20 protein-coding genes, 1 tRNA gene and 1 riboswitch are annotated in these 19,032 nt (G+C 62.6%); of the genes, 14 read left to right on the forward strand and 7 right to left on the reverse strand.

Going from position 1 to position 19,032, the window contains the following annotated elements; translation table 11 throughout:
- The first annotated feature begins 168 nt into the window (after positions 1 to 168).
- Complete coding sequence (locus tag G5V57_RS28260) at positions 169 to 2,166, forward strand: acetyl/propionyl/methylcrotonyl-CoA carboxylase subunit alpha (RefSeq protein WP_165174303.1); 1,998 nt, start codon at positions 169 to 171, stop codon at positions 2,164 to 2,166.
- Positions 2,163 to 2,441, forward strand: coding sequence for an acylphosphatase (locus G5V57_RS28265; RefSeq protein WP_165171620.1), 279 nt, complete (start codon positions 2,163 to 2,165; stop codon positions 2,439 to 2,441). The genes G5V57_RS28260 and G5V57_RS28265 overlap by 4 nt, the downstream gene beginning before the upstream one ends.
- A gap of 52 nt (positions 2,442 to 2,493) precedes the next feature.
- Here G5V57_RS28265 and lipB read toward each other — a convergent pair whose 3' ends face one another.
- Complete coding sequence (gene lipB, locus G5V57_RS28270) at positions 2,494 to 3,171, reverse strand: lipoyl(octanoyl) transferase LipB (protein ID WP_165171622.1); 678 nt, start codon at positions 3,169 to 3,171, stop codon at positions 2,494 to 2,496.
- A gap of 100 nt (positions 3,172 to 3,271) precedes the next feature.
- Between lipB and G5V57_RS28275 the strand changes: the two genes are divergently transcribed.
- Positions 3,272 to 3,356, forward strand: a tRNA-Leu gene (locus tag G5V57_RS28275).
- 899 nt (positions 3,357 to 4,255) lie between these two features.
- Here G5V57_RS28275 and G5V57_RS28280 read toward each other — a convergent pair.
- The gene (locus tag G5V57_RS28280) at positions 4,256 to 5,236 is read right to left on the reverse strand and encodes a hypothetical protein (RefSeq protein ID WP_165171624.1); all 981 of its coding nucleotides are present in this window, start codon (positions 5,234 to 5,236) and stop codon (positions 4,256 to 4,258) included.
- A gap of 229 nt (positions 5,237 to 5,465) precedes the next feature.
- Here G5V57_RS28280 and G5V57_RS28285 point away from each other — a divergent pair, with 229 nt between their 5' ends.
- The gene (locus G5V57_RS28285; protein ID WP_165171626.1) at positions 5,466 to 5,903 is read left to right on the forward strand and encodes a hypothetical protein; all 438 of its coding nucleotides are present in this window, start codon (positions 5,466 to 5,468) and stop codon (positions 5,901 to 5,903) included.
- 106 nt (positions 5,904 to 6,009) lie between these two features.
- Here G5V57_RS28285 and G5V57_RS28290 read toward each other — a convergent pair whose 3' ends face one another.
- Complete coding sequence (locus tag G5V57_RS28290) at positions 6,010 to 7,245, reverse strand: NAD(P)/FAD-dependent oxidoreductase (protein ID WP_165171628.1); 1,236 nt, start codon at positions 7,243 to 7,245, stop codon at positions 6,010 to 6,012.
- A 273-nt stretch (positions 7,246 to 7,518) separates the two neighbouring features.
- Here G5V57_RS28290 and G5V57_RS28295 point away from each other — a divergent pair, with 273 nt between their 5' ends.
- Together G5V57_RS28295 and G5V57_RS28300 are read left to right on the forward strand one after the other, a co-directional pair.
- Positions 7,519 to 7,908: a cupin domain-containing protein gene (locus G5V57_RS28295; RefSeq protein WP_246737405.1), complete on the forward strand. Its 390-nt coding sequence runs from the start codon at positions 7,519 to 7,521 to the stop codon at positions 7,906 to 7,908.
- Between the two features lie 111 nt (positions 7,909 to 8,019).
- Positions 8,020 to 8,271 (forward strand): heavy-metal-associated domain-containing protein, encoded by a 252-nt coding sequence (locus G5V57_RS28300; protein ID WP_165171630.1) that lies wholly within the window; start codon positions 8,020 to 8,022, stop codon positions 8,269 to 8,271.
- Between the two features lie 185 nt (positions 8,272 to 8,456).
- Here G5V57_RS28300 and G5V57_RS28305 read toward each other — a convergent pair whose 3' ends face one another.
- Together G5V57_RS28305 and G5V57_RS28310 are read right to left on the reverse strand one after the other, a co-directional pair.
- Positions 8,457 to 9,455, reverse strand: coding sequence for an FAD-binding oxidoreductase (locus tag G5V57_RS28305; RefSeq protein ID WP_165171632.1), 999 nt, complete (start codon positions 9,453 to 9,455; stop codon positions 8,457 to 8,459).
- Positions 9,456 to 9,555: 100 nt separating this feature from the next.
- On the reverse strand, positions 9,556 to 10,185 hold the full coding sequence (locus tag G5V57_RS28310; RefSeq protein WP_256378608.1) for a DMT family transporter: 630 nt from the start codon (positions 10,183 to 10,185) through the stop codon (positions 9,556 to 9,558).
- Between the two features lie 329 nt (positions 10,186 to 10,514).
- On the opposite strand from G5V57_RS28310, the gene G5V57_RS28315 reads away from it, so the two are divergent.
- Both G5V57_RS28315 and G5V57_RS28320 read left to right on the forward strand, forming a co-directional pair.
- Complete coding sequence (locus tag G5V57_RS28315; protein WP_165171636.1) at positions 10,515 to 10,670, forward strand: hypothetical protein; 156 nt, start codon at positions 10,515 to 10,517, stop codon at positions 10,668 to 10,670.
- The gene (locus G5V57_RS28320) at positions 10,667 to 10,972 is read left to right on the forward strand and encodes a GNAT family N-acetyltransferase (RefSeq protein WP_165171639.1); all 306 of its coding nucleotides are present in this window, start codon (positions 10,667 to 10,669) and stop codon (positions 10,970 to 10,972) included. Before G5V57_RS28315 ends, G5V57_RS28320 begins: the two co-directional genes overlap by 4 nt.
- A 28-nt stretch (positions 10,973 to 11,000) precedes the next feature.
- Here G5V57_RS28320 and G5V57_RS28325 read toward each other — a convergent pair whose 3' ends face one another.
- Complete coding sequence (locus G5V57_RS28325; protein ID WP_165171641.1) at positions 11,001 to 11,588, reverse strand: HutD family protein; 588 nt, start codon at positions 11,586 to 11,588, stop codon at positions 11,001 to 11,003.
- Positions 11,589 to 11,603: 15 nt separating this feature from the next.
- Positions 11,604 to 12,986, reverse strand: a complete 1,383-nt coding sequence (locus G5V57_RS28330) for a cation diffusion facilitator family transporter (protein WP_165171643.1) — start codon at positions 12,984 to 12,986, stop codon at positions 11,604 to 11,606.
- Between the two features lie 199 nt (positions 12,987 to 13,185).
- A riboswitch (cobalamin riboswitch) is annotated at positions 13,186 to 13,394 on the forward strand.
- A gap of 56 nt (positions 13,395 to 13,450) precedes the next feature.
- Between G5V57_RS28330 and G5V57_RS28335 the strand changes: the two genes are divergently transcribed.
- The 6 genes from G5V57_RS28335 (at position 13,451) to G5V57_RS28360 (ending at position 19,025) form a co-directional block, all read left to right on the forward strand.
- Entirely contained in the window at positions 13,451 to 14,176 is a 726-nt protein-coding gene (locus G5V57_RS28335; RefSeq protein WP_165171645.1) for a ferredoxin, read from the forward strand.
- Positions 14,163 to 15,101 carry an ABC transporter substrate-binding protein gene (locus G5V57_RS28340; protein WP_165171647.1) on the forward strand — a complete coding sequence of 313 codons (939 nt, stop codon included), beginning with the start codon at positions 14,163 to 14,165 and terminating at the stop codon, positions 15,099 to 15,101. Before G5V57_RS28335 ends, G5V57_RS28340 begins: the two co-directional genes overlap by 14 nt.
- Before the next feature lie 6 nt (positions 15,102 to 15,107).
- Positions 15,108 to 16,124 (forward strand): iron ABC transporter permease, encoded by a 1,017-nt coding sequence (locus tag G5V57_RS28345; RefSeq protein WP_206530113.1) that lies wholly within the window; start codon positions 15,108 to 15,110, stop codon positions 16,122 to 16,124.
- Positions 16,114 to 16,863: an ABC transporter ATP-binding protein gene (locus G5V57_RS28350; RefSeq protein WP_165171649.1), complete on the forward strand. Its 750-nt coding sequence runs from the start codon at positions 16,114 to 16,116 to the stop codon at positions 16,861 to 16,863. The genes G5V57_RS28345 and G5V57_RS28350 overlap by 11 nt, the downstream gene beginning before the upstream one ends.
- A 120-nt stretch (positions 16,864 to 16,983) precedes the next feature.
- Complete coding sequence (locus G5V57_RS28355; protein ID WP_165171651.1) at positions 16,984 to 18,183, forward strand: MFS transporter; 1,200 nt, start codon at positions 16,984 to 16,986, stop codon at positions 18,181 to 18,183.
- A gap of 434 nt (positions 18,184 to 18,617) precedes the next feature.
- Positions 18,618 to 19,025: a rhodanese-like domain-containing protein gene (locus G5V57_RS28360; RefSeq protein WP_165171653.1), complete on the forward strand. Its 408-nt coding sequence runs from the start codon at positions 18,618 to 18,620 to the stop codon at positions 19,023 to 19,025.
- Positions 19,026 to 19,032 lie beyond the last annotated feature (7 nt).

Genomic DNA, 19,032 nt, shown 5'->3' on the forward strand with positions numbered 1-19,032 from the left:
CGAGAACCCCGCGCTAATTATTGGAATCGATCACGTTTATGAGTTTGGATTGATGCAATCCAAACTCATCGTGATCTACCATGTCTGCGGAAGCGGGCAGCAAAAGGGCGTCCCGTTTACGTCCACGTCCCGAGCCGCTAAGACGGATCAGGGTTTCTGGGAGGAATGATGTTCAAGAAAATACTGATCGCCAACCGGGGTGAAATCGCCTGCCGTGTCATCAAGACGGCGCGCCGCATGGGCATCAAGACCGTCGCCGTCTATTCCGAAGCTGACGCGGCGTCTCTTCACGTCGATATGGCGGACGAGGCCGTGGCGATCGGCGCCGCCCCCGCGGCCCAGTCCTATCTCGTCATCGAGAAGATCATCGAGGCCTGCAAGGCGACCGGCGCGGAAGCCGTCCATCCGGGCTATGGTTTTCTGTCGGAGCGCTCGGCCTTCCCGCGCGCCTTGGCCGAAGCCGGCATCACCTTCATCGGGCCGAACCCGGAAGCGATCGACGCCATGGGCGACAAGATCGAATCGAAGAAGGCGGCGGCCGCCGCCAAGGTGTCGACCGTGCCCGGCCATCTGGGCATTATCGAGGACGAGGCCGAGGCGGTGAAGATCGCCCGCAAGATCGGCTATCCGGTGATGATCAAGGCCTCGGCCGGCGGCGGCGGCAAAGGCATGCGCATCGCCCATTCGGATGCGGAAGTGACCGACGGCTTCGCCCGGGCGCGCTCGGAGGCGAAGTCCTCCTTCGGCGACGACCGCGTCTTCATCGAGAAGTTCATCGTCAATCCGCGCCATGTCGAGATCCAGGTGCTGGGCGACAAGCACGGCAATGTCATCTATCTCGGCGAGCGCGAATGCTCGATCCAGCGCCGCAATCAGAAGGTCATCGAGGAGGCCCCGTCGCCCTTGCTCGACGAGAAGACGCGCAAGGCCATGGGCGAGCAGGCGGTGGCGCTGGCCAAGGCGGTGAACTACGATTCCGCCGGCACCGTCGAATTCGTCGCCGGGCAGGATCGCTCCTTCTTCTTCCTCGAGATGAATACGCGCCTGCAGGTCGAGCATCCGGTGACCGAGCTCGTCACCGGCATCGACCTCGTCGAACAGATGATCCGCGTCGCCGCCAGCGAGAAGCTTGTGCTCCAGCAGAAGGACGTGAAGCTAAAGGGCTGGGCGGTGGAAGCCCGCGTCTATGCCGAGGATCCCTATCGCAACTTCCTTCCCTCGACCGGGCGCCTCATCAAATATCGTCCGCCCAAGGAGAGTTCGGAAGACGGCATCACGGTGCGCAATGATACCGGCGTCTTCGAAGGCGGCGAGATCTCGATCTATTACGACCCGATGATCGCCAAGCTGTGCACCCATGCGGGAGACCGGGCGACAGCCATCGCGGCGATGGGCAACGCTCTCGATGAGTTCTATGTCGACGGCATCCAGCACAACATCCCCTTCCTCGCCGCCATCATGGAGAATGAGCGCTGGAAATCGGGCCAGCTCTCGACCGGCTTCATCGCCGAGGAGTTTCCCGGCGGCTTCGCCGGCAATGAGCTGACGCCTGAGCTGAAGGCGCGGCTTTCCGCCGTGGCTGTCATGGCCGATCATGTCGAGAACCGCCGCAAGCGCCTGATCGGCGGCCAGATGAACGGCAGGGCGGTGAAATTCAGCCGCGACCGGGTGGTCCGCCTCGGCAATGACTGGCTGCCGGTCGCGATCGTGAACGAAGACGAGCGCGTGCTCACCCTCGATACCGGCAAGCAGTGCTTCGTCAAGAGCGCCTGGGCGCCCGGCCAGGAGGTCTGGCGCGGCGAGATCGACGGCAAGCCGGTCTCGGTGCTTCTGCGCCGAATCCCCAATGGCTACCGCCTCTCGCACCGTGGCGTCAGCATCGATGCCTATGTGTTCAACGCCCGCGAGGCCGAGCTCGCGCGCCTGATGCCGGCCAAGAAGGCGGCCGATACGTCGAAGAAACTGCTCTGTCCGATGCCGGGCCTCGTCGTCGCGATCGCGGTGGCGGAGGGCCAGGAGATCAAGGCCGGCGAGCCGCTCGCCATCGTCGAGGCGATGAAGATGGAGAACATCCTGCGCGCCGAGCGCGATGCGGTCGTCAAGAAGGTCCATGTGAAGAAGGGCGACAGCCTGGCGGTCGATGCCGTCATCATGGAATTCGCATGACCAGGATCCTGCATGCCGCCATCAGGGGCCGGGTGCAGGGAGTGGGCTATCGCGCCTGGGTGGCAGACACGGCGCTCCGCCTCGACCTCACGGGCTGGGTGCGCAATCGCCGCGATGGTTCAGTGGAGGCGGTCTTCAAGGGCGCGGATGAGGCGGTCGCGCACATGCTCGCCGCCTGCCGCAAGGGGCCTCGCAGCGCGGTGGTGCACGACATCGTGGTGAGCGAGGCGGCGGACGAGGGCTGGCGCGATTTCGCCGTGCGGCCGACCCTGTAGATTTACAGGGACGGAAACAGGGATACGGAAAATTTCGCGGGTCGGGCGCGTATCACCCGAAGATCTCGCGATAGGCGGCCTTCAGCGCCACGTCGGCGTCCTCCATCGTAACCGGCAGACCGAGATCGACCAGGCTGGTGACGCCGTGCTCCGCCACGCCGCAGGGCACGATGCCAGAAAAATGCGACAGGTCCGGCTCGACATTGAGGCTGATGCCATGGAAGGTCACGCTGTGGCGCACCCTGATGCCGATGGCGGCGATCTTCTCTTCGACATCTGGACCCTTGTCGGGCCGCCTGACCCAGACGCCGACCCGGTCCTCGCGCCGCTCGCCCTTGACGTTGAAGGCGGCGAGGGTGTCGATGAGCCAGGCCTCGAGCCCGGCCACGAAAGCGCGCACATCCTGTCCGCGCTTGCGCAGGTCCAGCATCACATAGGCGACCCGCTGGCCGGGCCCGTGATAGGTATATTGGCCGCCGCGCCCGGTCTTGTGGACGGGGAAGCGGTCCGCGGCCACGAGATCCGTTTCCTTGGCGCTGGTGCCGGCGGTGTAGAGGGGCGGGTGCTCGAGTAGCCAGACCAGTTCGGGAGAATCGCCCCTGGCGATAGCGAGGGTTTCGCGCTCCATGCGGGCGATTCCGTCCTCGTAGGAGGTGAGGCCGGGGGTAACTTCCCAGCGGGCGGAAGGTGCTGATTTCAGGGAAAAAGCGATATTCGAACGGGGCTGCATGGGCTCTAGATAGTCTTTGTTGAGGATGGCGAAAAGGATCGTTCGCGGGGGTTGATTTCACCAAACCCGCCTGTTACACACCGCCCGCTTCCAATGATTTGCGGCCGTGGCGGAATTGGTAGACGCACTAGCTTGAGGTGCTAGCGAGTAACATCGTGGAGGTTCGAGTCCTCTCGGCCGCACCAAAGACAAAATCCATACATTTCAAATGGTTAGACGAGCAACAGGGTTGCTTGTGTAACCATTTGTGCAGGCGGGCGTGGGAATGCCGGAGGAACGGAAGCAGGGTTGCCGACCGCAGATCCACCGTTTCGACGAGCAACGAAATGAGACGCCCTTGGTGCACGCTCCTCAGGCGTCAGAACGGCCTGTTGGGCATTCCCGCTACATATCCCGGCGAGTGCATTGACCAGATGTCTTGCGCGGAGTCACTCGACCCGGTGAACCAAGGCCCGGATCGCAGGCTGGATGAATTTACCCAGGTTGAAAGATTCTCAGTCTTCCAACCTCTAAACTTACGGACGAGTGTCGCTGCGTAATTGCAATGTAAGGTTACGTCGGATAAGAGCGAGTGTGGCGGCGTCAGCGGAGGTCTCAAATGAGAAGTCTCTTTGCTCTGTTCCTCTGTGCCTCACCTTTTTGTTTGCCTGCCCAAGCCGCAACATGGGTTGAAGGACAAGGTCAAAGCTGTGACATCGCTTGCGCGCAATCCGCCATGATCGCCGCGAGAAGCGGCGTTTATGTGAATGGCAGCCCCTACTTTATTTGCGCCGCGAATGCGGGGGGCCAAGGATTTAGGCCAGGATATAATTTGCAGCCCAGTTGGTCGGCAGTCTGCGTGGTGGGCTGGGGAGGCAAGGAGATCGCTGTAAATCGCGGATATATATGCTTGTGCGGCCCATAGCTTTTATCGTCACGGATACTGCCTGAAGTTCTGTGACCGCTTGACGGCGGCTGCGCGCCACGTCCTGGGGAAGGAGGGCAATGGCGGCCCGGATATAGAGCGCCCTGCATGTGCGACATTGGCCACGGTCGTTCTCTGGATGTCAGAACGAACTACCGGCTCATGGGATAAAAGGGACCTTCACGAACCCTTGCAAATCGGTATCGGCCGCGGCGGCGCTTGCGGATGATCCTTCCGGTATTGAACCAGGATCGGCTCGAGAGATTCTCGCGGCCAGAATTTCGGAGTGCGAATTTCTTTCAAGCAAGAGGCGTTCCAATATAATCCCGCGCGCGATAGTGACCGGGCAGCCTTGACGGCCTGAGCGACGGCTTCGATGTCTCCTGATTCAGGATAGATATAAAGCGTCGTCGGTTTATCCTTCATGATCGGGATGATTTGTCTGGCGTCCGAAGGCGACCAACTCGTGCACCCGTTGCTGCGGCCCAAAGAATAGTCCACGAGCTTTCCGAACGGAATGTAGCCGTCTCGGTTTGCGTAGGGACTGTTCGGATCCTTCCGCAGGCATACTCCTCTCAACACCACGGCCGGATGCCCTCCGATTAGGCGGACCCTCGCATTTGCGGTGCCGCCTTCTCCGTCAAACTGCACAAACGATCGGTTCAAAACCGCATTTTTCCCGGATGAGGTACGATAATAGCCTTTGAAAGACTTGGTCTCCTCTCCTGTCAAATAGGCCCCGCCCGTCGTCAGTTTGGAATCCATCGCATTGCTGAAGTTCTTCGCGCACCGTATTCCGTTGGCGAAATTAACGGTGCCTTTCAAATGACGACCGTTGCCGTGACCCGTTGGAACCGCACGAAAGGTCTGATCGGCTTCGCATATAGTGTAGAACCGCCGCCCCGACCCGCCGGGCCGCGTAGCATCCATTGCGAAGTAACATGGATTCTTAACCGCGCCCTCGCTCACCTTTTGCAGATAGAGGGCGCGTGCCCTCTGCAAAACCACTTGTGCGATTTGGTTTGGGCCTTCGCCGACGTGAGATCGCAGCCATGCTGGGACATTTGACGATTGCTCTGCGGCAAAAGTTTGGGGCAAACCCAACAAGGCAATAGCCATGCCCAGGCTGACGACACTGAAGAGGAACAATCTCGGCCGCATTGGATCAGGTCTCCCGCGAGCTCTCGCAAAAGAACCATGAAGCACATGCAAGTTCAAGCCTGTTGGCATACGGTCCGATGCTCTCGTGAATTGACCCAAGGCACCTTTGTTCACAAGATAGAGTGATGTTGAGACCGCCCGACCGAAAATGGTAGAGCCTCTTCGCGGGATCTCGATGGACGCGAACCGCCCGTCGATGCCCTAAGGACAGAAACAAGGGAGATCAAGCATGCGTATTCCAATCCGGCTCCTCGGCGCTTTGGTCGCGGTGATCGCCCTGTTTGGCGTCGGTCTTCAGAGCGCCAACGCCGATAGCGGAAGAATTACGCTTACAGTCTACAAAGCCGGCTGGATCATCGGTGGTTCCGGCGGTAGCGGCAAGCTCTCCTTCCGCGGCCGCACCTATCGGCTTGGGGTCGGCGGCATAGACTACGGCCTCGTGTTCGGCGGCTCGAAGACCGTGCTGCACGGCCGAGTGAGCAATATCCGACGCGCGTCAGACGTTGAGGGCGTGTACGGTGCCGCGGGCGCGGGGCTTGCGGTCATCCGCGGTGTCCGCGCGATCGTGCTCACCAACCAGAAGGGTGCCGTTCTGGAGCTCTCGGGCCGGCAGACCGGTCTGATGGTGAACGTCGACCTGAGCGGGTTAGCGCTCACGATAAAATAGTGGCGCGTGGCCTGAGCCGATCTGGTCAGTCCCGAATCCGGCACGAGTGTTAGCTGAGCAGTTCAAGGTTGCCTCGGTCGGTGTGTTCTTTCCAACTTCGTATTGGTCAATGCGCCAGATGATCAATTTGATCCGCGATATAGGCAGCATCGCGGCCGACGAAGGAAAGAATCGCTGACCGGAATGTGTGCATCCAGTGGAGTCCCAGGAAATAGACACCGGGACAGGCGGTCACACCGCGCTGTTGGATGGGAACACCATGGGCATCAGTGATCGGCAGCTTCAACCAATCGAAGTTGTAGCCATATCCATTTGCCCAAATGATTGTGCCGATACTCTCCTCGCGCAGGTGCAATGTGCGTATGCCGGCGTCGATCCGCAGAGGCGGTAGTGGCGGCAATTCTTCCTTTGGCTGGATATCGGAGCTCATTGGCAGTCTGGCCGCCAGCGTGTCCGCCGCCTCAATGAAGGTCGCGTTGCCCTTTTCGGCCGCCGCCAGCAATGGGCCGGCGTCTTCGGCAAGCGCCAGTGTGCCATCGGCTGTCCCGACCACGCGTCCAAGGAGCGTGGCGCCCATATAACCAAGGCGGCGGGGATCGAGGTCGTAACCCCCATCCATGCCGGTCATGATTATTGTTGGCGGATATTTCCTGCCCGGAAAGGTATCGATGTTCACGTCGAAGCGGCCCAGATTTTCGTACCACCAGATGATATCCTTGCCTCGATAGCGCCGGGGTACCCGATTATGGCGGCTGATAGCGAGAAAAACCCGCCGGCCACTGCGCAAGAGTTCGTCGGCAATTTGGCAGCCTGAATTGCCGCTTCCCACGACTAACACGGCACCCGGCGGCAGATTTTCCGGATTGCGGTAGTGGACAGCGTCCGTCTGATAAATGGAACTCGGCACGGCGTTGCTGTAGTCCGGGATCAGGGGGCGTTGGAACGGACCCGTTGCGATGACGACGTGCTGTGCCTGGATCGGCTCATCTGAGGTTTCAAGGGTATATTCCCCGTTGCTTACGTCGCGGCTGAGGTTCGTGACTTCAACACCGGTGCGGACCGGTGCTGCAATCTCTGCCGCATAGTCGACGACAAAGCGCAAGACGTCGGCATGATGGACAAACCCGTCAGGCTCGGATCCCGCATAGGACTTTCCAGGCAAGGCAAGAAATGAGTTTGGAAGTTGGAACCGCAGCGAATCCCAGCGCTCGGTACGCCAGCGCTCGGCAACCCGATGCCGCTCAAGGATGATGTGCTCGCGACCGCGCTGGCGCAAATGATAGCTCATGGCCAGTCCCGCCTGGCCGCCGCCAATGATGACTGTGTCGTGCTTCTCCCACAAACTGCCACCTCAAGGAGGTGCAATAGATGCGCGGGAAGAGTACTCCGTTGATTGGCCATTTCAACCAGAGTGCAGTTCCAATCTGATGAGATTTAATCACCAGCTCCTAAGGTAGCGCAGGATCCCCCTGATGCGCTGCCGCTGCACGGCACTTATTTCGGCGGTGCCGCCGGATAGTATCCAGGGATTTAGAGCGCCCGCCGTGACCCCTTTGGCTCGTGTCAAGAAATGGGGCATGCTCTGGGGCCACGCTGGCGCGAAGGAGCTGGACCGATGCAGGTAGTCGATCATGGCGATACCCCACGCGAGGAATGGCGCCCGGGTGTCGCGACGCGCATGCTGATCTCGGCGCAAACGGGCGCCAGGGAGCTTTGCATCTTCGAGCAATGGGTGGCGCCCGCGACCGGAGCGCCAAGCCATGTGCATCCGGTCGAGGAAGTTCTGTCCGTGCTGTCGGGCGAGGCGGAAATGTGGATCGACGAGGAACGCGCCATCCTGACCGCCGGCCAATCGCTGGTCGTTCCGGCGCTGCGCAAGCATGGGTTCCGCAATACGGGCGCCGGCACGCTTCATATCCATGCGGTGCTGGCGTCGCCGGTCTTCGAAGCACAGGTCGAGGGCAGGGCGGAACCGGTGCGGCGCTGGCTGCCGGCCGGCGACTGACGATACGATTTTTCGTGTTCTCCTTGCGAAACGAGGGCTTGACCTTGCCAAGCGGGAAGCTTGCAGAAAGGGCAAAGCGGACCAGCCGCGAAATCGACAAGGAGAGATTCAATGTGCGAAGCACATCGTCACGCCGATACCCCGAAGGCGGCCGGCCATAAGGCCGACCTCGCCTTCCATGTTCAGGAAATGACCTGCGGCCACTGCGCCGGCGTGATCACTTCCGCCCTGACCAAGAGCTTTCCCGGTATCTCGGTTCACGCCGACACCGCCGCCCGCATGGTCTATGTCAACGGTGCGAGCGACGCCAAGGCCGTCGGCGGCATCATCGCCGACGCGGGATACGAGTCGACCGCCGTCTGAGACAGGACGATCCGGGGGAAGAGGCCGGAGGCGGTGACGCGTCCGGCCTTTTTATTTGAGCATAGAGCCTTTCCCGTTTTGATCGAATCCAAGGATCTCGATCAAAACGGGACAAAAAGGCTCGATTACATATATCTGGAGCGCTTCCTTGTCGCGAAAGTCGAGCAACTTTCGCGGGAAGCGCTCTAACCGCCCTCCGGGGTGAAGAAGCTGTCGGCGTGGATATCGCGCGCCAGCACGCCGCGCTCGGCGAGCACGAGCTGCACCGCATCGACCATGGCCGGCGGGCCCGCGATATAGGCCTTGGCGCCGGCGAGCGCCGCGTGATCGCGGGCGATCACATCGGAAACAAATCCGCTCCGCCAGCCTTCCGCGATTTCCGACGAGAGAGCGGCGTGATAGGCCACCTGCGGATGCCGGGCCGCGAGATCACGGAAATGCTCGACCAGATAGAGGTCGCGTTGCGCCCGCGCCCCGAAATAGACCGTGATCGGACTATCGGCGCCAGAGGCGAGGGCGGTCTCGACGATGGACTTTATGGGCGCGAGCCCGCTGCCCCCCGCGACCGCGATGATCGCGCCCGCATGCGCGTCGCGCAGAAAGGCCGAGCCGAAAGCGCCTTCGACGCTGACACGATCGCCCTCGCGCAGTGACGACATGATGCGTGAGCTGGTCCGCCCGCCGGGCACGGCGCGGACATGCAGTTCGACCAGTTCCTCGTCGGGCCGGCTCGCCATGGAATAGGGCCGCGACGGCGCGCCTTCGACGGTGAGCTTGAGATACTGGCCGGCGGTGAAGCGGAAGCGTGTGCGCTCATCGAGCTTGAGGGCGAGGCGACGGATGTCATGGGTCATCTGCTCGACGGCGACGACGCTCGCCCCTTGCGGTGGCCCCGCGGCATCCGCCGGAGCCTCGCCGAGCCAGCTCAGGCTCACATCGCTGTCGGGCGCCGCCCGGCAGGCGAGGATCAGGCCTTGCGCTTTTTCCTCCTCGCTCAGCGCGAAACGCGTATGCGGCTTGAGCGTCACGCTGCCCGAGTGGAGCCTCGACTTGCAGGCGGCGCAACGCCCGGCCGTGCAGCTGTGCGGATAGGGGACGCCGACGCCAAGCGCCGCCTCGAGGATCGTCTGGCCCTCGGCAACGGCCACGCGCCGTTCGATCTGTGGGAGCGTCACGTATTTCATGGCGCAGTCCTCCTCTTACGCGCGGTGATCGCGCTGAACTGTTCGAGATTTGAGGAGGACGGCTTCTAAAGGTTCCCGCCCTTGTAAGGTCAACAGGGATTCACGCCGGCTGCGCTTTCCGGTTCCGCCAGAGGTCCCACAGGCTTTCGAGCATGCCGGCGCTCGAGATGAGCACGACGCCGATCACCTCGCGCCAGCCGAAGGGATCGCCCGACCAGATGGCCGCGGTGATCGCGCCGACGCTGATCTCGGTCATGAAGAGCAGTCCGACCAGGCCGGGATTGAGTTTCGGCGTTCCCCACATCGAGGCATAGACGCCGGTCATCACCACCAGGATGATCGCCGGCACCAGCCAGGGCAGTTGCGCCAGATAGGTGGCGAGCGGCGGTGAGCCGGGGAGACCCCGTCCGAAAGCCAGCAACAGGGCCGCCGCGATGATGGCCGACCAGATGAAATTCTGGGTCAGGAGATCGATCGCGTCGCTGTTGCGATCGGCGCGCAGCAGGATCGAGGCGACCGCCCACAATAATCCGGAGGAAAGGGCGATCCAGTCGCCGGGCCGCTCCGGCAGGGGAATGCCGACATCGGCCCGGAAAATCACCAGCATGCCGAGAATGGCGATCGCCATCGCGATCCAGCGCAAGAGCGTGATCGGCTCGCCGAGAACGAAGCGGGCGAGGAGCGTGCTCCACAAGGGCGTGAGGTAGAACAGCAAGGTAGCCCTTACCACGTCCGTGTAGGACGAGGCTCAAAGCCGGCACGAAACCCAGGACCTGCAGCCACAGCCCGCCTCGCACGGCCGCGCGCCAGCGCAGCAGCAACAGGGGCAAAGCGAGGACGAAGGGCACGGTGTAGAAGAAGGAGATCGCCCACAAGCCGTTGATGCCGGCTTCCGCGAGAGTGCGGACGGGAATCCAGAACAGGCCCCAGACGAGGCCTGAATAGGCGCAAGCGAGCTTGGCGAGAGTCTCCGTCTTCATCCTGTTTGGCGCTTGCCCTTGTCCGGAACCTCTGAAACTGTGCCATGAAGTCGAGACGCAAGGCAAATCCGGCGGAAACATGGACACTATTCGCGTTGCGCGCAGCACAGCGGCAGACAAGGACGACTGGCTGAGACTATGGGGCGAATGGCAGCGCCATATGGCGGGTGCTGTTCCCTCAGAAGTCAGCGAGCGCAGCTGGCAATTGGCGCTCGATCCTCACAGCAAGCGGTGATCCTCATCGCCCGCTCCGTCGCCGGAGATGCCCTTGGCTTCGCGACGATCAGCTTCGCGCCCTTCGCCTGGACGGGTTCCGACATCGCCTTTCTGCAGGATCTCTTCGTCAGCGAAGCCGCGCGTGGACTGGGCGCCGGCGCGGCCTTGCTCAATGCGGTTTATGCCGAGGCAGACGAGCGCCGTGCCGCTCAAGTTTATTGGATGGTCGATGAGACGGATGAAACGCTGCAGCGCTTCTACGAAAGGAATGGCATCCGCACGCCGTACCTGCGCTATATGCGGACGCCCTGGCCCTGGTGATCCATCTTTCTCGCCCGGTTCGGCGAGCTCAGCTCCGAGGGCCCTGCTGCTGATGAATAATGCAATAGGCGATGAGCGCGTCCTCGGCCAGAGGCGTCAACACCACATTCTCGTATCCGGCGAGAATGCCGGTCTCGCCCATTCCCAGCAAATGTCCGCCGACTGTGACTTCACCGTCGATGCAGTAGATGAGATGCGTGGCGCCCATCGCCATCAGGGGCAGGGGTGCTGTGAGCTGGCGGCAGGTGAGCGACCCTTTGCCGAATGAGCGCGCAATCATCAGATTGAAGTCGCGCACCGGTCCGTCGCTGAGCTTGCCGGTGACCGACCAGTCGCCGGAGAAGGAGGCCGGGCGATAGGGCGAAGCGAGATCGATCGCGCCGATCTCTTCGGTTTCGAGCCGCATGCCCTTGCCTTCGAGCAGCATGATATGGCGGTCATAGCCGGCGAATTTCGAGAAGGGACCGTCCTCCGCGACATCGGCGATGCTGACGCGCCAGCGGAATCCGGTGCCGCCGAACCCGCCATCTGGGGGATCGACCGCGATCTCGGTCGTGATGCCGCCGCCATTCTTCCAGGGCATCACCTTGTAATCGTCGCGCCGCAGGATCTTCATGAGCTCCCCCCTCAATCAATGCAAAGCATAGCCGATCGGTTCGGCATGCGCGATCACGCGCCGGATATCGGGCTTGGCGTGTTGCAGCGAGAGCTCGATCCGGTCGATGACTTCATGCACCGTCTCGACTGCCTCCTCGGGAGCGAAGCGGCAGTGATAATGCACGAAGACGCCCTCGCTGTTGCGCCTGACCCGCACATTGTGGATGTCGCAGACCCGCGTCTCGGCCGCGGCGAGCTTGCGCAGCAGATCCTCGATTTCCTTCTGGCTACGCGGCGGCAGATCCTCTCCCGGCAGCACCTTCTCGGGCAGCGGCTCGATGTGGCTCTCCACCTCGACATCCTGGCCGAGCTCACCGCGGATGGCGGCCTCGAGCATGGTCGCCTTTTCATGGGCGTCGAGCAGCGACATCCTGGCGTCGACCTCGAGATCGAAGCTGACGGCGGTACGGATGCCGACGCGCTGGATGGTCAGATGGTGGATCGCCAGATCGAGACGATGCGCGATGAGCCGCACGCGCTGCGAGATCGATTCATCGTCGAGCGCCACGGGATCCGTGGTGACGGTGACATCCGCATTGGGATAGGCGGCCCGGATATTCTGGCTCACCAGTTCCCTGAGCGCGATCATGTCGTCGACCGGCATGGTGCGCGGCACGGTCACGACGACGCCGGTGAACAGCGTGGCGCCGGCGGGCCGGATGCGCAAGCGTTCGAGCGCCAGCACGCCGGGCGTCGCCTCGATGATCTTGCGGATGGCCTCGGTGGCCGAGCCCGGCGCCGCGTCGAGCAAGGTGTCGAGCGTGCGCTTGCCGAGGCGCAATGCGATCACCGTCATGACGCAGGCGACGATCAAAGCTGCGATGGAGTCGGCGGCCGGAAAGCCGTACCAGACCAGGCCGAGGCCGACCAGCACCGCCATGGAGCTCCACATGTCCGAGGTGAAGTTGAGCGCATCGGCGGCCAGCGCCTCGCTCGACGTCGCCTTGGCGACGCGGGTCAGGGCACGGGCGCGGAAGAAATCGACGATGATCGAGACGACGATGATGGCGGCCGCCCACCAGGTGAGCAGGATCTCGGTGTTGCCGGAGATCAGGCGATGGATGGCCTCATAGGAGATCCAGGCGGTGGTGCCGAGCAGCAGGCCGGTCTCGGCCAGCGCCGCGATGCTCTCGATTTTCGCATGGCCGTAATGATGCCGTTCGTCCGGCGGCTGATCGCTCATGCGCACGGCGAAGAAGGTGATCACCGTGGCACAGAAATCGGTGAAGCTGTGGACAGCCTCCGACAGGATGCCGAGCGATCCGGTGAGCAGCCCCGCCACCAGCTTGGCGATGGCGAGCGCGGCGCTCGCCGCCATGGAGATGAGGGCGACAGATTGTTTTTCCGACTGAGCCATAACCGTTTCCTAGCGCGGGATGCGAAAAAGTGGATACCGGTCTTTCGCGAGAATCCCGCGCTAAAATACTAAAATCGATCCCGTTTATGAGTTTGGTTCGAATCGATCCAAACTCATCGTGATCTAGGCCGGGACACGGGAAAATTGAACCCGGTTTATTTGCACGATCTGCAACAAGTCTTGACCCGCCAAGCGCCATTCCGTAGTAACGGCTCACGGTTCCGCCCAGCCATGGCGGATTAAAAGGGAACACGGTGCGGACTACCCATCAGGGGCCAAGACCGTGGCTGCCCTCGCAACTGTAAGCGGCAAGCGCTTTGCCATCACCACTGGCCCATCGGGGCTGGGAAGGAGCACAGCGCGCCAGAGCCGCGAGCCAGGAGACCTGCCGTAGCAAATATCCATGACGCCGGACGAGGTGTGCCGGCAGGGGTGAGGCATGATTTTCCGCGCGATGTCAGGCGATGCAGCCTGACGCTATACTCTATCTGGTGAGCCAGGCCTATGTGAGCGCCAAGCGTCTGCGCGCTCTCAAGGCCGGATTACTCCAGGCTTCCGCCGTCCCGGCGCGCGTCGCGCGCATGGAGGGCGCCGAGGCCGGTCCCATGACGGCTCTCGACGAGCTGGTGCACGACGGCGCCAGCGCCATCCTGGTGCAGCCGGTCGGCCTGCCATTCTCCGACAGTCTCGGCGCGTGGCTCGGCGGTGCCCTTGGCCACTGGCTGCGGAAGAATCCAGCCATCCAACTGGCGCTGGCGCAGGACCAGGCCGACGCGGCAGAGGTGCACGCGGCGGTCGCCGCCAGGGCACTGAGCAAGGCCGACGCGGCACGTCTCATTACGACGGACGAAGCCGAGCTCAATAATCCGGGCTGGCAGGATCCACCACCCTTCCGCCACCACCTGCTGGTCTGCTCCGGCCCGCGCTGCAGCTACCGCGAGGCCGGCTCGATCAAGGACGTGCTCACCGACGCCCTGCGGCGCGAAGGCATATATGACAACTGCCTCATCGCGCTGACCGGATGTCTTTTTCCCTGCAACCAGGGGCCGTTGGTGGCGGTCTATCCCTCAGGTCACTGGTACCGGCTCACGAAGCCGGCAGACGTGGCCCGTTTCGCCGCCGCACTGGCTTCCAATACGTTCGTCCCTGAACTCATCATCCATGAGGTAAAACATCATGAGATTGTCTAGCCTGGTGATCGCGGCCCTCCTGGCGCTTGCGGCGCCGCCAGCCCTGGCGCAGGAGCGCAGCATCGAAAGCTGCGCCACGACCTCGAGCTTCAAGGCGGCACCGAGCCGCGTCATCACGCTCAATCAGCAGGCTACCGAGATCATGCTGGCGCTCGGCCTCGAACGCCACCTCATCGGCACCGCCTATCTCGACGATGCGATCCCCGAGCGCTGGCTTACCGCGTACAAGAGCGTGCCGGTGATCGCCAAGCAATATCCGGCGCGTGAGGTGGTGATGGCGCAGAGTCCGGACTTTCTCTTCGCCGGCTTCGCGTCGGCCTTCGGCGAGAAGAGGCTCGGCCCCGAGAAGGACTGGAATGCTCTTGGCATCGGAACCTATGTGGTCAATGCGGAATGTCGCAACCAGCATCCCGACGACGTCATGATCACCACGGCGGCGCTCTATACCGATATCGAGCGCATCGGCGCGCTGTTCGGCGCAGAGGACAAAGCCAGAGCTTTGGCGGACGATATGAAGGCGCGGCTCGCCGCTGTCGCCGGCAGCAATCCGGGCGCCGGACGGCGCGCCTTCCTTTTCGACTCCGGCACCGAGACCGCGTTCTCGGCGGGCTGCTGCGGAACACCCGCCTTGCTGCTCCAGGCCGTCGGCCTCAAGAACATCGCCGCCGATGTGAAGGGCCGCTGGGCCGATCTCGCCTGGGAGAAGGTCGCCACCGCCGATCCGGAGATCATCGTGCCGATCGAGGCGGAATGGTCGACGGCGCAAGAGAAGATCAATCACCTCAAGGCCGATCCGGTGCTTTCGCAGCTCGAGGCCGTCAAGGCGGAGCGTTTCATCATCATTCCCTTCTCGCAAACCTTGCTCGGTGTGCGCTTCGTCGAAGGGGTGGAAAAACTCGGCGCCGATCTCGAGGCCTTGAAGTAGATCGGGGTGACCGTCTCCTCCTTCAGAAGTCCCGGCCTGTTCGCGCTCGCGGTCATGGCACTGATCCTCGCCGGGCTCGCCGGGGTCTTCTGGGGCACCGCCGATCTTGCCTGGGATGATCGCTTCAAGGCGCTGCTCCGGCTTGCCGATGCAGAGCCGGCGCTCAAGCTCATCGTCTGGGAATGGCGACTGCCGCGCGTGATCATGGTAGCGCTGGTCGGCGCCGCTCTCACACTTGCCGGCCTCCTGATGCAGGCCTTGCTGCGCAATCCCCTGGCCGATCCCTATTTGCTCGGGCTCTCCTCGGGCGCCTCGGCGGCAGCCGCCGCCGCGATCATCTGGCTTCCCGGTGTATTCGTCTCGCTGATCGGCCTGCCGATCCTCGCCTTTCTCGGGGCCATGCTGGCTTTTCTCATTGCGCTTGGGCTGTCCTTCTCGCCCGGCCGCAATCTCGACCGTCTGATGCTGATCCTGTCGGGGACCGCGGTGTCGCTGTTCTTCCAGTCGATCACGGCCTTCTTCCTCCACATCGCCGAGCCGCATGTAACGCAGCAGGCGCTGCAATGGCTGATGGGCTCGGCCGCAGGCACCAAGTGGCCCGATCTTCTCCCGCTCGCCATAAGCTTGCCGCTCCTGGCGCTCACCGCCTTCGCTTTCGCACCCATGCTGGATGCAGTGCTGCTCGGCGACGAGCGCGCGACGGCCCTCGGCGTGCCGGTGGGGGCGTTGCGGATCGGCTTCTTTTCGGCCGCCGCCTTGCTCACCGGGCTTTCGGTCGCAGCCGCCGGCATCGTCAGCTTCGTCGGGCTGATCGTGCCACATCTGGCCCGGCTCCTGATCGGAGCGACGCATCGTTGGCTCATCCCTCTGGCGCTGCTGCTCGGCGCCATCGTGCTGGTGCTGGTCGATCTTCTCTGCCGTACCGTTCTGGCGCCCGAGGAGCTGCCGCTGGGCGTGCTCCTGGCGCTGTTTGCGGCGCCCCCCTTCATCGTGATCCTGCGAAGGATGCGCCGTGGCGTCTGAACCCATTCTCTCGGTGTCAGCCATCTGCCTGCGTAAAGGTACGGCAGTCCTGCTCGACAACGTCAGCTTCAACCTGACACGCGGCCGCTTCCATGGCTTGCTGGGGCCTAATGGCGCCGGCAAGTCGAGCCTGCTCAAGATCCTTTATCGCGTCGAGACGCCCGATGCCGGATCGGTCTTGCTGGAGGGCAGGCCTATCCAATCCCTGGGCCGGCGCACCTATGCGGCGCGTGTGGGCGCGCTTGTCCGGGAGAAGGTATCGCTCTCCGGGCTCAGCCTCGTCGAGGTCGTGGAACTCGGACTTCTGCCGCGCGGGCTTGGCGCCAGCGCGAACCGGGAGCACAGCCGGGAAGCACTAGCGATGATCGGCCTCGATCATCGATGGCAAGAAGATGCCGCCCGACTCTCCGGCGGCGAGCAGCAGCGTCTCTTCTTCGCGCAACTGCTGGCGCTCGATCCGGATATTTATCTTCTCGACGAGCCCAACAACCATCTCGACCTGCATTTCCAGTACAAGCTCCTCGACATCGTCAGAAGCAGGGGGCGCACTGTGCTGGCCTCCTTCCACGATATCGGACTGGCGGCGCGCTATTGCGACGAGGTGATGCTGCTCGACCGTAGCAGGCTGGTGGGGCGGGGCGCGATCGGCGAGGTGCTCACCCGGCAAAGCCTGGCCGAGACCTATAGGGTGGACGGCGCCTTCGCCGAGGGCCGACTGGAGGTCACCGGTCCGGTCTAGACCACGCGGCCGTCCGATCCGCAGCCATGAGGGCGGCGCATGCAAGACCTGCCCTGAAATTCCTTGCGAATCCGCTTCGGCCGGTGCTTGTCTCGGGGCCTATTTCGAGTTTCCCGCTTCATGTCTTCCGAAGCCTCTCCTGCGATCTGGACCGCCGCGCCCCCGAAAAGAGGGGCGCTCGCTTTCGCCTCTCTGTTCGCGATTGAATCCTTCGCGCGCGCGCTCGTCGCCACCGTCGTCTCGGTCCAGGCCCATGACCTGCTGATGAGCAGCCAGAAGGTCAGCGTGCTGTTCACTTGTGTCAGCCTCGCCGTCCTCGTCTCGACCCTCAGTCTGCCGATCCTCTTCCGCCATGTGCCGCGCCGCTGGATCTATACGATCGGCGTGATCGGCCTCATCCTGGCGTCGCTGGCCTTCGCGCTGCACACGCTGCCGGGGCAGGTCGGCGGCATGTATCTGCGCAATGTCGGCACCGCGACCCTCAACATCTCGCTGTCGCTGTACATACTGGACCATATCCGCAAGGCCGATCTCGTCCGCTCCGAACCGATGCGGCTCACCTTCTCGGCCACGTCCTGGACGATCGGCCCGTTTCTGGGCGTCTGGCTCTATCAGACCTATGGCGCCTGGGCGCCGCAGGCCTTGAGCATCGCCAGCAGCATCCTGCTCCTCGCCTTCTTCTGGTATCTGCGGCTCAACGCGCATCCGGTCATCAAGGCCGCTACTTCGCCACCGCAGAATCCTGTGGTCAATGTCGGCCGCTTCGTCTCGCAGCCGCGCCTGCGGCTCGCCTGGTTCATCGCCTTCGGCCGCTCGTGCTTCTGGTCGACCTTCTTCATTTATGGCTCGCTGCTCATGATCGAGGGCGGCCTCGGCAAGGAGGCGAGCGGCATATTGATCTCGGCGAGCCAGATCGTCCTCGGCACCGCCTTTTTATTCGGCAAGATCTCCGAGCGCACCGGCGTGCGCAAGGTGATCTCGCTGTCCTTCGCCGTCGCCGCCGTCGCCGTCTTCGGCGCGGGTTATGCCGGAACCAGCGCGCCGGTGCTCGCCGGCGTCTTCCTGCTGATCGGCGCCGTCGCCAATTCGGCGCTCGACGGGGTAGGGGGCATTCCCTATCTGCGTTCGGTGCGTGCCCATGAGCGCCCGCAGATGACCGGCGTCTATCGCAGCTATATCGATCTCTCCGATCTGCTGCCGTCCTTCATCTATTCCATCGTGCTGCTGTTCTTTCCGCTTGGCACGGTATTCTACATACTGGGCATATTGCTGACGGTCGTCGGCATCGTCTCCTGGCGCTATCTGCCGCGCTCGATGTGACATGGTGAACAGGCGGTTAAGCGCTCCTGAACGACTGCTTAACAATCTCGTGACATAGTCCGCACCAACAGGAGTGTGTGTCATGTTGCGTATGCGTCACGCCCGTCCCAGAATCCCGGCGATATTCTATCTGTATGTGCTTGCCGTTCTGGCCATGACGGCCATCGCCGTCACCAGCATCAATCACATCTGATTTTATTAGCGCGGAATCCCGCGCCGGAGCACCGGGCGCTCTCATGGAATCGGCCGGCTCTAACTCTTTGATTTGCGCATCGGATTTTCCCAAACCTTTCGGTCCGATGCTCCAACATCTAAGAATCGATCATGTTTATGAGGTTTGGATTGACTCAATCCAGGCTCATAGTCGATCTGGCGCTTGACCAGGACCCGTTGGAGGAGCGACTGTAGCCGCCTTCAATGGAATTCGTAATCCGATGCCCCAGAATATCACTCAGGGCTACAAGGCGCTGATGGCGAAAGCCGAAGCCGAGGTCGCCAGCGTTACCGCGACAGAAGCCCGGGAACTCGCCAAGGGGGACGACGTGGTGATCGTCGACATCCGCGACGTCCGTGAACTCGAGCGCGACGGCCGCATTCCGGGTTCCTTCCACGCGCCGCGCGGCATGCTCGAATTCTGGGTCGATCCCGAAAGTCCGTATCACAAGCCCATCTTCGCCGAGGACAAGATGTTCATCATCCATTGCGCCTCGGGCTGGCGCTCGCTGCTCGCCAGCGCCACGCTGCAGTCGATGGGCCTAACGCCGGTCAGGAACCTGAAGGGCGGCTTTGCCGCCTGGAAGGAGGCGGGCGGTCCCGTCGAAGCCTTGCCCGCTCGCAAATAACAAAACA

This window comes from Nordella sp. HKS 07, assembly GCF_011046735.1.
Lineage (GTDB): Bacteria > Pseudomonadota > Alphaproteobacteria > Rhizobiales > Aestuariivirgaceae > Taklimakanibacter.

Excerpts from the sequence above, each read along its gene's own strand:
- G5V57_RS28260 (WP_165174303.1), top strand. The coding sequence starts at position 169 with ATGTTCAAGAAAATACTGATCGCCAACCGGGGTGAAATCGCCTGCCGT.
- G5V57_RS28265 (WP_165171620.1), top strand. The coding sequence starts at position 2,163 with ATGACCAGGATCCTGCATGCCGCCATCAGGGGCCGGGTGCAGGGAGTG.
- lipB (WP_165171622.1), bottom strand. The coding sequence starts at position 3,171 with ATGCAGCCCCGTTCGAATATCGCTTTTTCCCTGAAATCAGCACCTTCC.
- G5V57_RS28280 (WP_165171624.1), bottom strand. The coding sequence starts at position 5,236 with ATGCGGCCGAGATTGTTCCTCTTCAGTGTCGTCAGCCTGGGCATGGCT.
- G5V57_RS28285 (WP_165171626.1), top strand. The coding sequence starts at position 5,466 with ATGCGTATTCCAATCCGGCTCCTCGGCGCTTTGGTCGCGGTGATCGCC.
- G5V57_RS28295 (WP_246737405.1), top strand. The coding sequence starts at position 7,519 with ATGCAGGTAGTCGATCATGGCGATACCCCACGCGAGGAATGGCGCCCG.
- G5V57_RS28300 (WP_165171630.1), top strand. The coding sequence starts at position 8,020 with ATGTGCGAAGCACATCGTCACGCCGATACCCCGAAGGCGGCCGGCCAT.
- G5V57_RS28305 (WP_165171632.1), bottom strand. The coding sequence starts at position 9,455 with ATGAAATACGTGACGCTCCCACAGATCGAACGGCGCGTGGCCGTTGCC.
- G5V57_RS28315 (WP_165171636.1), top strand. The coding sequence starts at position 10,515 with ATGGACACTATTCGCGTTGCGCGCAGCACAGCGGCAGACAAGGACGAC.
- G5V57_RS28325 (WP_165171641.1), bottom strand. The coding sequence starts at position 11,588 with ATGAAGATCCTGCGGCGCGACGATTACAAGGTGATGCCCTGGAAGAAT.
- G5V57_RS28330 (WP_165171643.1), bottom strand. The coding sequence starts at position 12,986 with ATGGCTCAGTCGGAAAAACAATCTGTCGCCCTCATCTCCATGGCGGCG.
- G5V57_RS28335 (WP_165171645.1), top strand. The coding sequence starts at position 13,451 with ATGCAGCCTGACGCTATACTCTATCTGGTGAGCCAGGCCTATGTGAGC.
- G5V57_RS28340 (WP_165171647.1), top strand. The coding sequence starts at position 14,163 with ATGAGATTGTCTAGCCTGGTGATCGCGGCCCTCCTGGCGCTTGCGGCG.
- G5V57_RS28355 (WP_165171651.1), top strand. The coding sequence starts at position 16,984 with ATGTCTTCCGAAGCCTCTCCTGCGATCTGGACCGCCGCGCCCCCGAAA.
- G5V57_RS28360 (WP_165171653.1), top strand. The coding sequence starts at position 18,618 with ATGCCCCAGAATATCACTCAGGGCTACAAGGCGCTGATGGCGAAAGCC.